At 70.3% G+C, this 14,406-nt stretch carries 16 protein-coding genes; 14 read left to right on the top strand and 2 right to left on the bottom strand.

The window, feature by feature from the left end; all coding sequences use genetic code 11:
• Positions 1-39: 39 nt before the first annotated feature.
• The 3 genes from GIS00_RS23460 to GIS00_RS23450 all read left to right on the top strand — a co-directional run bounded on the left by GIS00_RS23460 (position 40) and on the right by GIS00_RS23450 (position 2,638).
• Positions 40-993 (top strand): alpha/beta hydrolase, encoded by a 954-nt coding sequence (locus GIS00_RS23460; RefSeq protein ID WP_322098359.1) that lies wholly within the window; start codon positions 40-42, stop codon positions 991-993.
• A gap of 85 nt (positions 994-1,078) precedes the next feature.
• The gene (locus tag GIS00_RS23455) at positions 1,079-1,795 is read left to right on the top strand and encodes an alpha/beta hydrolase (RefSeq protein WP_154770906.1); all 717 of its coding nucleotides are present in this window, start codon (positions 1,079-1,081) and stop codon (positions 1,793-1,795) included.
• 99 nt (positions 1,796-1,894) lie between these two features.
• Positions 1,895-2,638: a sigma-70 family RNA polymerase sigma factor gene (locus GIS00_RS23450; protein ID WP_154770905.1), complete on the top strand. Its 744-nt coding sequence runs from the start codon at positions 1,895-1,897 to the stop codon at positions 2,636-2,638.
• A 31-nt stretch (positions 2,639-2,669) separates the two neighbouring features.
• Here the strand turns inward: GIS00_RS23450 and GIS00_RS23445 are convergent, their stop codons facing one another.
• Complete coding sequence (locus GIS00_RS23445) at positions 2,670-2,975, bottom strand: GntR family transcriptional regulator (RefSeq protein WP_196073425.1); 306 nt, start codon at positions 2,973-2,975, stop codon at positions 2,670-2,672.
• Positions 2,976-3,072: 97 nt separating this feature from the next.
• Here GIS00_RS23445 and GIS00_RS23440 point away from each other — a divergent pair, with 97 nt between their 5' ends.
• From GIS00_RS23440 to GIS00_RS23410, 7 genes are all read left to right on the top strand, one after another.
• Positions 3,073-4,059 (top strand): LacI family DNA-binding transcriptional regulator, encoded by a 987-nt coding sequence (locus tag GIS00_RS23440; protein WP_154770903.1) that lies wholly within the window; start codon positions 3,073-3,075, stop codon positions 4,057-4,059.
• Between the two features lie 112 nt (positions 4,060-4,171).
• Entirely contained in the window at positions 4,172-5,119 is a 948-nt protein-coding gene (locus tag GIS00_RS23435) for a sugar phosphate isomerase/epimerase family protein (RefSeq protein ID WP_154770902.1), read from the top strand.
• A gap of 51 nt (positions 5,120-5,170) precedes the next feature.
• The gene (locus GIS00_RS23430; RefSeq protein WP_154770901.1) at positions 5,171-6,157 is read left to right on the top strand and encodes a sugar ABC transporter substrate-binding protein; all 987 of its coding nucleotides are present in this window, start codon (positions 5,171-5,173) and stop codon (positions 6,155-6,157) included.
• Positions 6,158-6,272: 115 nt separating this feature from the next.
• Complete coding sequence (locus tag GIS00_RS23425) at positions 6,273-7,235, top strand: ABC transporter permease (RefSeq protein WP_407666918.1); 963 nt, start codon at positions 6,273-6,275, stop codon at positions 7,233-7,235.
• A complete protein-coding gene (locus GIS00_RS23420; RefSeq protein ID WP_154770899.1) occupies positions 7,232-8,035 on the top strand; it encodes an ATP-binding cassette domain-containing protein in 804 nt (267 codons plus the stop codon). Before GIS00_RS23425 ends, GIS00_RS23420 begins: the two co-directional genes overlap by 4 nt.
• Complete coding sequence (locus GIS00_RS23415) at positions 8,032-9,216, top strand: Gfo/Idh/MocA family protein (protein WP_154770898.1); 1,185 nt, start codon at positions 8,032-8,034, stop codon at positions 9,214-9,216. The genes GIS00_RS23420 and GIS00_RS23415 overlap by 4 nt, the downstream gene beginning before the upstream one ends.
• Positions 9,217-9,281: 65 nt before the next feature.
• On the top strand, positions 9,282-10,208 hold the full coding sequence (locus tag GIS00_RS23410) for an aldo/keto reductase (RefSeq protein WP_154770897.1): 927 nt from the start codon (positions 9,282-9,284) through the stop codon (positions 10,206-10,208).
• 28 nt (positions 10,209-10,236) lie between these two features.
• Here the strand turns inward: GIS00_RS23410 and GIS00_RS23405 are convergent, their stop codons facing one another.
• Positions 10,237-11,106: a helix-turn-helix transcriptional regulator gene (locus GIS00_RS23405; RefSeq protein WP_154770896.1), complete on the bottom strand. Its 870-nt coding sequence runs from the start codon at positions 11,104-11,106 to the stop codon at positions 10,237-10,239.
• 86 nt (positions 11,107-11,192) lie between these two features.
• Here GIS00_RS23405 and GIS00_RS23400 point away from each other — a divergent pair, with 86 nt between their 5' ends.
• The 4 genes from GIS00_RS23400 to GIS00_RS23385 form a co-directional block, all read left to right on the top strand.
• Complete coding sequence (locus GIS00_RS23400; RefSeq protein ID WP_154770895.1) at positions 11,193-12,104, top strand: aldo/keto reductase; 912 nt, start codon at positions 11,193-11,195, stop codon at positions 12,102-12,104.
• 14 nt (positions 12,105-12,118) lie between these two features.
• Complete coding sequence (locus tag GIS00_RS23395) at positions 12,119-13,135, top strand: aldo/keto reductase (RefSeq protein WP_154770894.1); 1,017 nt, start codon at positions 12,119-12,121, stop codon at positions 13,133-13,135.
• Complete coding sequence (locus GIS00_RS23390) at positions 13,132-13,632, top strand: hypothetical protein (RefSeq protein ID WP_230314067.1); 501 nt, start codon at positions 13,132-13,134, stop codon at positions 13,630-13,632. Before GIS00_RS23395 ends, GIS00_RS23390 begins: the two co-directional genes overlap by 4 nt.
• A 182-nt stretch (positions 13,633-13,814) precedes the next feature.
• On the top strand, positions 13,815-14,406 hold a 592-nt coding region (locus GIS00_RS23385; RefSeq protein ID WP_196073424.1), incomplete at its 3' end, for an IS110 family transposase.

The raw sequence follows: 14,406 nt of genomic DNA, 5'->3' as shown, positions 1-14,406 counted from the left end.
GCTCTGCTGGTCCCGATCCACCGGCTCCGAGGAGTGCGCGTGAACTACCCGACACCAGTCCTGGAAGCGGCGGCGCAGCAGTTCTGCGACGACACCGCCGCCCCGCCCTACCTGTTCGACCTGGCCATCGAGGACGGTCGCCGGACCGTCGACGGCGTGCAGTCCGGCCCGACCCCGCGTCCCGATGCGACGGTCACCCCGGTCACCGCCGACGGCGGTCCGACCGGCACACTGTCCCTGGACATCATCATCCCGGCCGGCCTCACCGGACCACTGCCGGTGATCCTGTACATCCATGGTGCCGGGTGGGTGTTCGGCGACCTGGGGACCCACGACCGACTGGTCCGCGAACTGGCGACCCGGGCCGGCGCCGCCGCGGTCTTCGTCAACTACGACCGCTCACCGGAGGCCCGCTACCCGGTGGCCATCGAGCAGGCCTACGCCGCCCTCGAGTGGATCGCCGCCCACGGTGCGGACCACGGCCTCGACCCCGAACGCATCGCGATCGCCGGGGACTCGGTGGGCGGCAACATGTCCGCCGCGGTGACGATCATGGCCAAGCAGCGGTCCGGCCCCGTGCTCGCGGCGCAGCTGCTGTACTACCCGGTCACCGACGCGGCCTTCGACACCGACTCCTACCACCAGTTCGGCACCGGCTACTGGCTGCGCAGGGATGCCATGCAGTGGTTCTGGAACCAGTACACGACCGACGACGCCCAACGGGACGAGATCACCTGCTCCCCGCTGCGCGCCACGACCGAGGACCTCGCCGGACTTCCGCCCGCCCTTGTCGTCGTCGGTGAGGCCGACGTGCTGCGCGACGAGGGCGAGGCCTACGCGGCCAAGCTCAGGGCCGCCGGGGTCCCGACCACCGCCGTCCGCTACCAGGGCATCGTCCACGACTTCGTGATGGTCGACGCGATGCGCGACACCCATGCCGCCCGGGCCGCGACGGCGCAGGGCGGACTCTTCCTCCGCGACGCCCTCCACTGAGCCCTTCCACCGCGTCCTTTCCCCCTGACAGTTCCCGACTTCCCTCCTACCTCCTACCTCCGACCTACCGACAGGACCGATCCAGATGCCAAAGCCTACCGTTGTTCTCGTCCACGGCGCCTTCGCCGACGCCTCGAGCTTCGCCGCCGTCATCCCGCTGCTGCTGGACGCCGGAGTCGACGTCCTCGCACCGGCCGTGCCGAACCGGAGCCTGCTCGGCGACTCCGCCTACATCAGTTCGGTCGTCGCGCAGATCCCCGGCCCGGTGCTGCTGGTCGGCCATTCGTACGGCGGTGCGGTGATCACCGTCGCCGGCACGACGGACAACGTGGTCGGCCTGGTCTACCTGGCCGGGTACGCACTCGAGGAGGGGGAGAGCCTGGGTGAGCTGCAGGGTCGTTTCCCTGATTCCGATCTCGCCTCTGCCCTGGTGTACACGCCGTTCCCGGTCCCGGGCCAGGAGGACGGGACCGACGTGTCCGTCGACATCGCCCGGTTCCCGGCGATCTTCGCGCACGACGTGGACCCGTCGTTGGCACGCATCCTGGCGCACTCGCAGCGGCCGCTCGCGGCCCTGGCCTTCGGTGAGACCGCACCGGCGGCGGCCTGGAAGACGCGGCCGTCCTGGGGAACGGTGTCGTCCGCGGACCACACCATCAACCCCGACGTCGAGCGCTTCGGCTACGAGCGGGCCGGCATGAAGGTGACCGAGATCGACTCCTCGCACCTGGTCATGCTCGCCCACCCGCAGCAGGTGGTCGACGTGGTCCTGGAGGCGGTGGCCGCGACGTCGTCCGACTGATCGCCGACGGCCGACCCTGCACCGTCGACGTGTTGTCGACGGTGCAGGGTCAGTTCGTCAGGTCCGTGGTGCAGGTCCGGATCCGAGGGAGAGGTGACGATGGCGGAACGACGGAGCGGACTCGGCGCGGAGCTGTTGGCGGAACTGGTCTCGGTCCGCGAGAGCGGGAGCCCGTGGGAGGTCCGGCGGATCGAGAACCTGGTGGTGCAGGAGTATCTGGATGTGGCGGCGTGGGTCGCGCGCCGGTTCGCGCACCGGGGCGCGCCGCTGGAGGACCTGGAGCAGCAGGCCCGGTTGGGCCTGGTCGAGGCATTACGACGATGGGATCCCGCCAGGTCGCCGGGATTCCTCGGCTACGCGGTCCCGACCATGGAGGGCACCGTGAAACGGTGGTTCCGGGACCACCTGACGGTGATCCGCCGCCCCCGGACGACCCAGCTTGCCGACGACCTGGTCCGGCGGTCCCGCCAGGAACTGCTCGCGCTGCGGAACCGGATGCCCGGTCCGGCCGAGATCGCCGAGCACAGCGGCCTTCCGCTCGCACAGGTGCTCGAGTGCGCGCGGTCGTACGGCATCTGCAACCCGGCGCCGATCGATCACCCGGCGGTCACGGCCCGGGCCGGTGCGGCGCCGGATCGGGACCTCGACCGCGCGGAGGTCCGGGCGGACCTGGCGCGGGCCTGGGCCACCCTGAGCGAACTGGAGCGGCAGGTCATCTCCCTGTACTACTGGGACGGTCTGACCCAGTCCGCCGTCGCACGGGAGCTTCTCACCAGCCAGATGCAGGTGAGCCGGACCCTCGCCCGGGCGATGCGGCGACTCGCCACCGCACTCGCCGGGTAGTCGTTTCGGATCCCCTGGTGTGCCGTCGCCCTCAGGCCACGAAGGTGCCCCGCCCGTGCAGTCGGCTGATCCGGCCGGCGTCGGCGAGAGTGCGCAGCGCCCGGCGGACCGTCGGCACGCTGAGGTGGAAGTGGTCGGCGATCTGCCACTCGGCGGGCAGCTGCTGGCCGGCCCGCACCCCACCGGAGCGGATCACCGCGTCAAGGACGCCGGCCAGCGCGTGGTGGCGGGGGATCGCGGACGGAGCGTCGAGGCCGCCGTCCCCGAGGTGGTGGACCGCGATCCGGGTGCCGGCGGGAGCCGGCAGCGGCGCGATCGGGAGTGGGGGCATCGGCATGCACGGAAGACTAGAGCGCTCTAGACTTTGCGGCAAGAGGTGCTCGGGACCGACGGTCCGCGGGCCCGGACCGACGACGCTCTGGGAGGATCGGCGGATGAAGGTCACCATGGAGGACGTCGCCCGCGAGGCAGGGGTCTCGCGTTCGCTGGTGTCCCTGGCCTTCCGGGGCGCCTACGGGGTGAACGAGGCGACCCGGGACCACATCCTGGCGGTGGCCGGTCGGATGAACTACCAGCCGAACTCCGCGGCCGCCACGCTGGCCAGCAGGGGGACCAGCACGCTGGGGGTCTTCCTGCTGGACCTGCACAACGAACTGTTCGCCGATGTGCACGACGGGATCCGGGAGGTCGCCGGCCCGGCCGGCCGGGAGTTGCTGCTCACCGTCGGCTCGATCGGCGGGAACCTGGATCGGCCCGCGCTCGACCTGCTGGTGCGTGCCCGGGTCGATGTGGTGATCGCCGCCGGCCTGCTGCTGTCCGACGACGAGCTGGCACCGTACCGCCGCAGCCTGAAGCTGGTCAGCGTGATGCGTGAGGTGCCCGAGGCCGACAACGTGCTCTCCGACAACGTTCTCGGTGCCGGGCTGGCGATCGATCACCTGCTCGGCCTGGGGCACCGGCGGATCGTGCACCTCGCGTCGCCGCGGTCGGACGGGTACGGCGGGCGGCGCGAGGGCTACATGCGGGCGATGAAGCAGGCGGGTGCCAAGCCCCGCGTCGTAGTCTCGGACTACTCGCGCACCGAGGCGGCGAAGGCCATCGCGCCGGTGCTGGACGGTGCCGCCCCGCCGACCGCGATCTTCGCGCACAACGACCAGACGGCACTCGGCGTGCTGGATGCCCTGCACCTGCGGAATCTCCGTGTACCGGAGGATGTCTCGGTGGTCGGGTACGACAACACCTCGGCCTCGCGGCCGCCGGGGATCGCGTTGACCACCGTTGACGTGCACGCCGGTCGTCTGGGGAGGCTGGCGGCCGAAGCGGCGATCGCCAGGGCTGCCGACCCGGCCGCAGATCCGCACGAGGTGCGCACCACGCCCTCGCTGGTGGTCCGCGGGACCACCGCTGCTCCGCCCCGCTGACGCCCGGCCGAACCGTCGCAAGGCTTGTCTTGACAAATCTCTAGAGCGCTCTAGGCTCTGTGCAGCCCGGTCGCAGTGACCCGGGCCACGTACCGAAGGAGCAGAGCGGCTCTTGAACACGACAGACAGCACGGCAGGCGCCGTCGCCGGATCGCCGGGCCTGCGGATCGGCACCGCACCCGACTCGTGGGGCGTGTGGAACCCGGTCGACCCGGCCCAGACCCCGCCCACCCGGTTCCTCGACGAGGTGCAGCGGGCCGGCTACCACTGGATCGAGCTGGGCCCGTACGGCTATCTGCCGACCGACCCGGCGGAGCTGCAGGATGCGCTGACCGCAAGGGATCTCGAACTCTCCGGCGGGACGGTGTTCACCGGACTGCACCGCGGGGACGAGGCCTTCGACGATGCCTGGCGGCAGGTCCGCCAGGTGGTCGGGCTGAGCAGTGCCCTCGGCGCCCGCCACGTCATCGTCATCCCGGAGCTGTGGGAGCGCGGCCCGGACGGCTCCGTCCGCGGCCGGCGCGAGTTCACCGCCGACGAGTGGTCGGCCTTCCTCAAGGGTCACGACCGGCTCGGCCGGGCCCTGCTCGAGGAGTTCGGCGTCACGCAGCAGTTCCACTCGCACGCCGAGAGCCCGATCGGCACCCGGGCGGAGGTGGTGCGGCTGCTGGAGGGCACCGACCCGGAGTACACCAACCTCTGCCTCGACACCGGCCACTACGCCTACTACCTGGGCGACTGCGTCGAGCTGATCCGCTCCTACCCGGAGCGCATCGGCTACCTGCACCTCAAACAGGTGGCGCCCGGCCTGCTCGCGGACGTGCTGAAGAACGACATCCCGTTCGCCGACGCCGTCCAGCAGGGCATCATGACCGAACCACCTGGCGGGACACCGGCTTTCGCGCCGATCCTGGACCTGATGGCCGGGATCCGGCCGGACACCTTCGCCATCGTCGAACAGGACCTCTACCCGGTGTCCTCGTTCGACGTGCCGCTGCCGATCGCCACCCGGACCCGGCAGCACCTCACCACCTGCGGCGCACCGGTCCGGATGCGCTGACCTCCCGCCGGCACCGCCGGCGGACCCCTCCACACCCACAGGAGCAACTCGATGAAGAGCTGGACCTTCCGTGTCATCGGCGTGGCGGCGGCCGGTGTGCTGCTCGCCGGCTGCGGTACCGGCGGCAAGGCCGCCACCACCTCGGAGGCCGCCTCCGCCGGCGGCGCCGGGGCCATCCGGGACCTGAACTACGCCGTGGTGATCCACGGGAACCCCGACGGGTCGTTCTGGAACGTGGTCAAGCGCGGCGCCGAAGATGCCGCCACCCAGTTCCGCGTGAACGTCGAGATCACCGGCGATGTCGAGGGTGCCAACCAGGCGAAGCTGATCGACGCCGCGTTGGCGAAGAAGCCCACCGGACTGGTGGTCTCGATGGCCAACCCGGATGCGCTGAAGGCCTCGCTGGAGAATGCGACGAGCCAGGGCATCCCGTTCGTGACGATCAACTCCGGCGCCGAGGTCTCGGCCGAGTTCGGGGCGATCGGGCACGTCGGGCAGACCGAGACGGTGGCCGGCGAGGGGGCGGGTACCGAGCTGAAGAACGCCGGCGCCACGAAGCTGATCTGCGTGATCCACGAGGCCGGCAACATCGGGCTGGAGCAGCGCTGCAAGGGCGCGGCAGAGACCTTCGGCGGCACCGTCGAGAACCTGCAGGTGGACCTGGCGAACCCCCAGGGCATCCAGTCGACGGTGAAGTCGAAGTTGCTCGGGGACAAGAGCATCGACGGCGTGCTGTCGCTGAACCCGGATGTGGCGGTGGCCGCGTTGGCCGGCGTCAAGGACGCCGGCAGCTCGGCGAAGGTCGGGACCTTCGACATCAACGCGGACGTGCTGAAGTCCATCGAGGCGGGCGACATCCTGTTCGCCGTCGACCAGCAGCAGTATCTCCAGGGCTACCTGCCGATTGCGATGCTGGTGCTCTACCACGACAACCTCAACACGGTCGGCGGCGGACTGCCGGTCCTCACCGGCCCGGCCTTCATCACCAAGGACAACGTCGCCACGGTCTCGGACCTGGTGTCCAAGGGGACCCGCTGACATGACCGTCCACGACACCCCTTCGAGGCCGGCAGGATCGGCGCCGGTCCGACCCGAGCAGCTGGACCAGGTCGACGACCGGCTGGCCACCAGCGGGCGACTGCGCCGGTTCTTCATGTCGGCGGAGTTCGGGTCCGGCGCCGCCGCGATCATCATCTTCATCGGCTTCTCGATCGCCGCCCCGGCCTTCGCCAGCCGTGAGGGCATCGGCAACTTCCTCGACCCGGCCGCGACGCTGGGGATCATGGCGGTGGCCGTCGCCCTGCTGATGATCGGCGGCGAGTTCGACCTGTCGTCCGGCGTGCTGATCGGCTCCACCGGTCTGGTGACCGCCCTGGTGACCACCCAGCTCAACACCAACGTCTGGTTCGGGATGCTGATCTCGCTGGCGTTCGCGCTGGTGGTCGGCCTGCTCAACGGGATCCTGGTGCACCGCACCAAGCTGCCGAGCTTCATCATCACGCTGGCCACCTACTTCATGCTCTGGGGCCTGAACTACGCCGTCACCACCGGGGTGACCGACCAGGTCACCGTGTCCGGGATCGCCGACTACAACGGCTACGACAGCGCGAAGGCCGTCTTCGGATCCTCGGCCGGCGGCTTCCAGGTGTCGCTGATCTGGTGGATCGTGCTCACGGTGATCGGCATCGTGCTGCTCACCCGGACGACGGCGGGCAACTGGATCGCCGCCGTCGGCGGCAATGCCGCCGGTGCGCTGGCGATGGGCGTCCCGGTGGCCCGGGTACGGATCGGCCTGTTCATGGGGACCGCGTTCGCCGCCTGGCTGGTCGGCCAGCTCACGGTGATCCGGTACGCGTCCGCCACAGTGACCACCGGCATCGGCCAGGAGTTCAACTTCATCATCGCCGCGGTGATCGGCGGGTGCCTGCTCACCGGCGGAGCCGGATCGGTGCTGGGTGCGTCGATCGGCGCACTGATCTTCGGCATGGTGCAACAGGGCATGCCGCTGGCCGGGCTGCCGAGCGAGCTCTTCAAGTTCTTCCTCGGCGCGATCCTGCTGCTCGCCGTCCTCATCAACCTGTACCTGAAGAAGCGTGCCCAGGGAGGGAAGGCATGACCACCCCGCTGCTCGAGGTCCGCAACATCGCCAAGTCGTTCGGCAGGGTCAAGGCGCTGCAGGACGTGTCGTGTGCGGTGCGTTCCGGCGAGGTGACGGCCGTGCTCGGCGACAACGGCGCCGGGAAGTCGACCTTCATCAAGACCCTGTCCGGGGTGCACCCGCCGGACACCGGTGAGTACCTGGTCGACGGTGAGGCGGTGCACTTCACCTCGCCCCGTGACGCCCGCGCCCGTGGGATCGCCACCGTGTACCAGGATCTCGCCGTCGCGCCGCTGATGCCGATCTGGCGGAACTTCTTCCTTGGTTCCGAACCCGCGTCCCGTGGCTTCCTGAAGTCGAAGGAGGCCAAGGCGATCGTCCACGACGAGCTGCGCAAGATGGGCATCCAGGTGCGTGACCCTGAGCAGCCGATCGGCACCATGTCCGGCGGCGAGCGCCAGTCCGTCGCCATCGCCCGTGCCGTGTACTTCGGCGCCCGGGTGCTGATCCTGGACGAGCCGACCTCCGCGCTCGGCGTCCGCCAGGCCGGGGTGGTGCTCCGGTACATCGTCCAGGCCAAGGAGCGCGGGCTCGGGGTCATCTTCATCACGCACAACCCGAACCACGCCTACCCGGTCAGCGACCACTTCGTCCTGCTGCAACGCGGCCGGACGATCGGTGACCACGCCAAGAGCGAGATCACCATGCCCGAACTCGCCCGGCAGATGGCCGGCGGCGCGGAACTCGAAGCACTGCAACACGAACTGCACACCGTCCTGAAGGACGACCAGGAAAGGACCACGGCGACCGCATCATGAAGACACCAGTCCGCGTCGGGCTCATCGGGGCCGGGATGGCCGGCCAGGCGCACGCCTTCGGCTACCGGAACGCCCAGATGGCACCCGATCTCGCCGATCTCGACGTCCAACTCCGCACCGTGGTGGACCCGAACACCACGCTGGCCCGCAGCGTCGCCGACCGCTACGGCTTCGCCGACGTCACCGGCGACATCGACGCCTTCCTCGCCGATCCGGAGATCGACGTGGTGAGCGTCGCGCTGCCGAACTTCCTGCACCAAGAGGTGTTGTCGAAGGTACTGGCCTCCGGCAAGCACGTCTTCGCGGAGAAGCCGATCGGCCGCACCCCGGAGGAAGGGCAGCAGCTGGCCGAGCTGGCGGGCAGCACGACAGCCGTCACCGGCGTCGGTTTTTCGTTCCGCCGGCTGCCCGGCATGGCGGCCGTCGCCGATGCGGTGACCGCCGGCCGGATCGGCCAGGTGCACACGGTCCGCGCCTGGTACCACGCCGACTACGCCGCCGACCCTGCGGGGGCACTGTCCTGGCGGTACTCGCAGGAGCAGTCCGGCGGCGGTGCGATCCTGGACATCGGTGCCCACGCCATCGATGCGCTGCAGTACGTGGCCGGCCCGGTCCGCACCGTGCTCTCCTCGACGCTGTCCACCGTGCACACCACCCGGCCGCTGCCGGTCGCCGGTGCCATCGGGCACGGATCGGGCGGCGGCGAAGCGACGGGCCCGGTGGGCAACGACGACATCGCCCTGCTCACCGTCGAACTCGAGAACGGAGCGATCGGGCAGGTCGCGCTCAGCCGGATCGCCTCCGGTGTGCCGAACTCGCTCGGGGTCGAGGTGTTCGGCACCGGCGGCCATGTCGTCTTCGACTCCATCCGGGCCGGCGAGTTCCGCATCTTCACCGACGACGCGGACGGCGCCTACAACGGACCGCGGACCGTCGTCACCGGCCCGGCCCACCCGTACTTCGCCGACGTCGCGGCGATGGCTGGGGCCGGGGTGGGGACCGGGTACGCGGAGGCCTTCGTCGCCGAGATCCAGGAGTTCCTGCGCTGTGTGCGTTCCGGTTCGGCGATGGACACCGACTTCGCGACCGCCCTGTCGGTGATGAACGTGGTCGGCGCCGGGCTTCGCTCGGCCCGTACCCGTCAGCCGGAGCCGGTGAACACGCCGGTGACCCAGCACTGAACGGATGAGGACGACCGACCGCGCCCGAGCACCCGGGCGCGGTCGGTGCTGTGGGAGGAGAACTGTTGCTGTACCGACTGCTGGGCCCGCTGGAGGTGTCGGCGCTGGCTCTCGGCACCGGTTCGCTCGGCGAGATGTTCGGGCCGTTGGACGATGTCGCGGCCACCAGGGTGGTGCACGAGGCACTGGACCTCGGCATCACCCTGATCGACACCTCGCCGTACTACGGCAGTGCCGAGCAGCGGCTCGGTGTCGCGCTCGGCGGCGGGCGCCGTGACCGGGTGGTGCTGGCCACCAAGGCCGGCCGGTACTCCGACGACGACTTCGACTTCCGGCCGGAGCGGATCCGGCGGAGCCTGCAGGTCAGCCTGCGGCTGCTGCGCACCGATCACGTGGACATCCTGCAGCTGCACGACATCGAGTTCGTGGCCTGGGGTCCGGTGCTGGAGGACTCGATCGCCGAGTTGCGGCAGCTGCGCGCGGATGGCCTGTGCCGGGCCATCGGCGTCACCGGCTACCCGCTGCCGCTGATGGCGCGGGCGATTCGCGAGGCCGACCTCGACGTGATCCTGACCTACGCCCACGCGACACTGCTCGACGACGCCCTCACCGCGGAGCTGGTGCCGCTCGCGGCATCGCACGGTGTCGGGCTGATGAACGCCGCCGCGGTGGCGCTCGGCCTGCTGACTGCCGGTGGCTCCCGGATGAACCGCCCGCACCCGGCGCCGGCTGCGGCGCAGGCGGCTGTCCGGGCGATGGCCGATCTCTGCGAGAAGCGTGGCGTCGACATCGCTGTCCTGGCCAACCAGTACTCCCTGCAACGCTCCGGGGCGCCGACCACCGTCGTCGGCACCGGCAAGCCGCACCACCTGCACGCCGCCGTCGAGGCGCTCACGGCGCCGATCGACGAGGAGCTGCTGGGAGATGTACTGGCGTTGCGGCCACCGGCCGGTCAACGGCAATGGACCAGCGGACTGCCGGAGAACAACTGAGCATCCGGGCCGAGGGCTGGATCGTCGATCAGCCGACGGGATCGACGCGGGTGACCGGCTGGGCGGCGGCGAGACTGCCGAGGATGCGCAGGGAGTCGGCGGTCGGCGTGCCGACCGCGGCGGTGTAGACGAACATCGTGAGCCCGGGGTGGGACGGAAGTTCCATCGCCTCGAAGTCCAGGTCGAGCCGGCCGACCGCCGGGTGGTGGATGCGCTTCTGGCCGGTCCGGTGGAACTTGACATTGTGTGCGGCCCAACGGGTCCGGAACACCTCGCTGCGGGTGGACAGCTCGCCGATCAGCTCGATCAGCTTCTTGTCGTGCGGGTTCCGCCCGGCCTCGGCGCGCAGCAGGGCGGCCACGTCGGTCGCGGACCGCTCCCAGTCGACGAAGAACTCCTGCGAGGCCGGATCCAGGTACAGGAACCGTGCGGTGTTGGGCCGGTCGGTGTGCGTCAGCATCGGTGCGTAGAGCACCCGGGCCAGCGCGTTCATCGCGAGCATGTCGTGCCGGCCGTTGCGCACCCAGGCCGGGGCGTCGCCGATCGCGTCCAGCACCTGCTGCACGCTCCGGGCCACCCCGGTGGGCGCGGTGGTCCGGGACCGCGCCGTGCTGTGCGTGGAATTGCGGGCCAGCGCCTGCAGGTGCTCGCGCTCGGCCTCGTCCAGTTGCAATGCCTCGGCCAGGCTGTGCAGGACGCTCTCCGACGCGCCGCTGAGGTTCCCGCGTTCCAGCCGCACGTAGTAGTCGATGCTGACACCGGCGAGCAGTGCGACCTCCTCCCGGCGCAGCCCGGTCACCCGTCGCCGGCCGCCGTACGCGGGCAGCCCGGCCTGCTGCGGGGTCAGCCGGGCACGGCGGGAGGTGAGGAACTCCCTGATCTCGGCCCTGTTGTCCATGCCTCAACGGTACGGCCGCCCCGACCCGCGTGGGGGGCCCTGGCAGTACCTCGTCGCCGTCACCGGCCGGACCTAGCGTGGGACCCATGAACGCACCGACCACTCCCACCGTCATCGAGGACCTCACACTGAACAACGGGGTCACCATGCCCACGCTCGGGCTGGGAGTCTTCCAGAGCCCACCGGAGGAGACCGCCGCCGCGGTCGACACCGCGCTGCGCCTGGGCTACCGGCACATCGACACCGCGGCGGCCTACGGCAACGAGCGGCAGGTCGGCGAGGGCATCCGGCGCTCCGGCATCGACCGCTCGGAGATCTTCGTCGAGACCAAGATCTGGGTCACCGACTACGGCTACGAGCCGACCCTTCACGGCTTTGACAAGGCTGTCCGCAAACTGGGTGTCGAGCAGATCGACCTGCTGATCCTGCACCAGCCGGCACCTGACCGCTTCGACACGACGGTCGGCGCCTACCAGGCTCTGGAGAAGCTGCTCGCCGACGGCCGGGTGCGGGCGATCGGCGTCAGCAACTTCACCCCGCAGCACCTGGACCTGCTCGCGGAGCGGACCCAGGTGGTCCCGACGGTCAACCAGGTCGAGTTGCACCCCTACTTCACCCAGGCCGCGCTGCAGCAGGTCGACGCCGAGCGCGGGATCATCACCCAGGCCTGGTCGCCGATCGGCGGCATCACCTTCTATCCGGGCTGGGGTGAGGAGCGGCGCAGCGTGCTCGCCGACCCGACCATCGCCGGCATCGCCGAGCGGATCGGGCGCTCGCCCGCGCAGGTGATGCTGCGCTGGCACCTGCAGCAGGGGCGCTCGGCCATCCCGAAGTCGGTGAACCCGGCCCGCATCGCGGAGAACTTCGCCGTCTTCGACTTCGAGCTGACCGCCGAGGATCTGGCCGTCCTCGACGGGCTCGACTCCGGTACCCGCAGCGGCCCCGACCCGGACGTCCCGATGCAGTCCCGCTATGAGCGGACCATCCCCGAGAACTGAGGAGAACCATCACTATGCAGTACCGACCACTGGGACGTACAGGGGTCCAGGTGAGCCCGTTGTGCCTGGGCGCCATGATGTTCGGGCCCTGGGGCAACGAGGACCGGGACGACTCCGTCCGGATCATCCGGGCCGCCCTCGACGCGGGCATCAACTTCGTGGACACGGCCGACGTCTACTCGGCGGGCGGCTCCGAGGAGATCGTCGGCGCGGCCCTGGCCGGGCGGCGGGACGACGTGGTGCTGGCCACGAAGTTCTTCATGCCGATGGGCGAGGATCCGAACACCCGGGGCGGATCCCGCCGCTGGATCATGCGGTCCGTCGAGGACTCGCTGCGCCGGCTCGGCACCGACCACATCGACCTCTACCAGGTCCACCGGCCGGATCCGGGCGTCGATGTCGAGGAGACCCTCGGTGCCCTGACCGATCTCGTCCGGCAGGGCAAGGTCCGGTACATCGGCTCCTCGTCCTTCTCGGGATCGCAGATCGTCGAGGCGCAGTGGGCGTCCCGCGATCGCAAACTCGAGCGCTTCGTCACCGAGCAGCCGCCCTACTCGATCCTGGTGCGTGGCATCGAGGAGGACGTCCTCCCGACGACGCTGCGGCACGGGATGGGCACGCTGGTGTACAGCCCGATCGGTGGTGGGTGGCTGTCCGGTCGGTACCGCAAGGGCACCGGCGGCGCGCCGGTCTCGTCCCGGCGCCCGGCCGCGAGGTTCGACATGTCCAGCCCGGCCAACCAGCGCAAGCTCGACATCGTCGAGGAGCTGGCGGTTCTCGCCGACCAGGCGGGCATCCCGATGATCGAGCTGGCGATCGCGTTCGTGCTGCGGCACCCCGGTGTCACCTCGGCGATCGTCGGTCCGCGCACCATGGAGCAGCTCGAGTCCTACCTGCCGGCCGTGGATGTCGTGCTGACCGACGATGTGCTGAACCGGATCGACGAGCTGGTGCCGCCCGGGGTGACGATCAATCCCGAGGACAACAGTTACGGCGCGCACGAGCTGCTGCCCGCGGCCCGTCGCCGGTGAGCTCCGCGATCACCCGGCTGCGGTGGCCGCTGGTCCTCGCGGCCGGGCTCACCCTCGGTGCCTGCTCGACGGAGGTCCCGACCGCGGCCGCCACCTCCTGGACCGGGAGTTCGAGCGCCGGGACGCCACCGATGCAGGTGCCGCCGATTTCGACAGGGATGGCCACGCCGACGTCGGACTACCGCGACGGTGACTACGCGGCCACCGGTTGGTACGGCGGGCTCCCGTCGAGCATCGACGTCGAGCTGACGCTGGACGACGGGGTCGTCTCTGAGGTCACCGTGACCCCGAACGCCACCGATCCCACTTCGCTGGACCTGCAGCGGCGGTTCGCCGCTGCGGTGCCCGGCGTGGTGGTCGGCCGCCCCATCGACGGGCTGGAGGTCGGCAAGCTCGCGGGGTCCAGCGGCACACCGCAGGGTTTCAACGACGCCCTGGAGCAGATCCGCCGGGAGGCCGCCGGCCTGCCTGCGACGAGCGCCAACACCGCAGGCTGACGGGTCGGTCAGCAGGTCAGACCCTATGTAGGACGCGGGCCGTTTGGCGGTGTAGGCCGGGGCCTCGCGTATGCAGCATTCGTGGATCACCGGCCAGGGTGGCTGGCTGGTGCCGACATGCATAGGAGGCCCCGGTGATTGAACAGCGTACGAGTGTCGGGCTGGATGTTCATGCCCGGTCGGTGCGGGCGGCGGTGATTGACGCGCTGACTGGTGAACTGATCGAGCGGGTGGTGTCCCCGTTGACCGAGCGGGTGGTCGATTTCGTGGACGAGATCGCCGCCGGGCACGGCCCGGTGGTGGTGACCTATGAGGCCGGCCCGACCGGATACGGGTTGGCACGGGCGCTGCAAGCGGCGGGGCACGTGTGCCAGATCGCGGCGCCGTCGAAGTTGCTGCGTCCGTCCGGGGACCGGGTCAAGACCGACCGCAGGGACGCGTTGTTGCTGGCCCGGCTGGCCCGCAACGGCGACATCGTCGCGGTCACGATTGCGACCCTGGCGCAGGAATCGGCGCGGGATCTGGTCCGGGCCAGGGAAGACACCCGGACGGTGTTGATGGCGGCGCGGCATCGGTTGTCGAAGTTGCTGCTGCGACACGGACACATCTACGACAATGACGCCTGGACCGGACGGCATGACGCATGGTTGCGGCGGGTCCGCAAAGAACATCTTCTGCCCACCGGTGGTGGCGTGTTGATCGCCTTCGACGATGCCTACGACGCGGTGGCCCACGCCCTGGCCCGCCGGAACCGTCTCGATACCGAGATCGCAG

Source organism: Nakamurella alba, assembly GCF_009707545.1.
Taxonomy (GTDB): domain Bacteria; phylum Actinomycetota; class Actinomycetes; order Mycobacteriales; family Nakamurellaceae; genus Nakamurella; species Nakamurella alba.
This window is presented reverse-complemented; position numbering and strand designations above follow the sequence as displayed.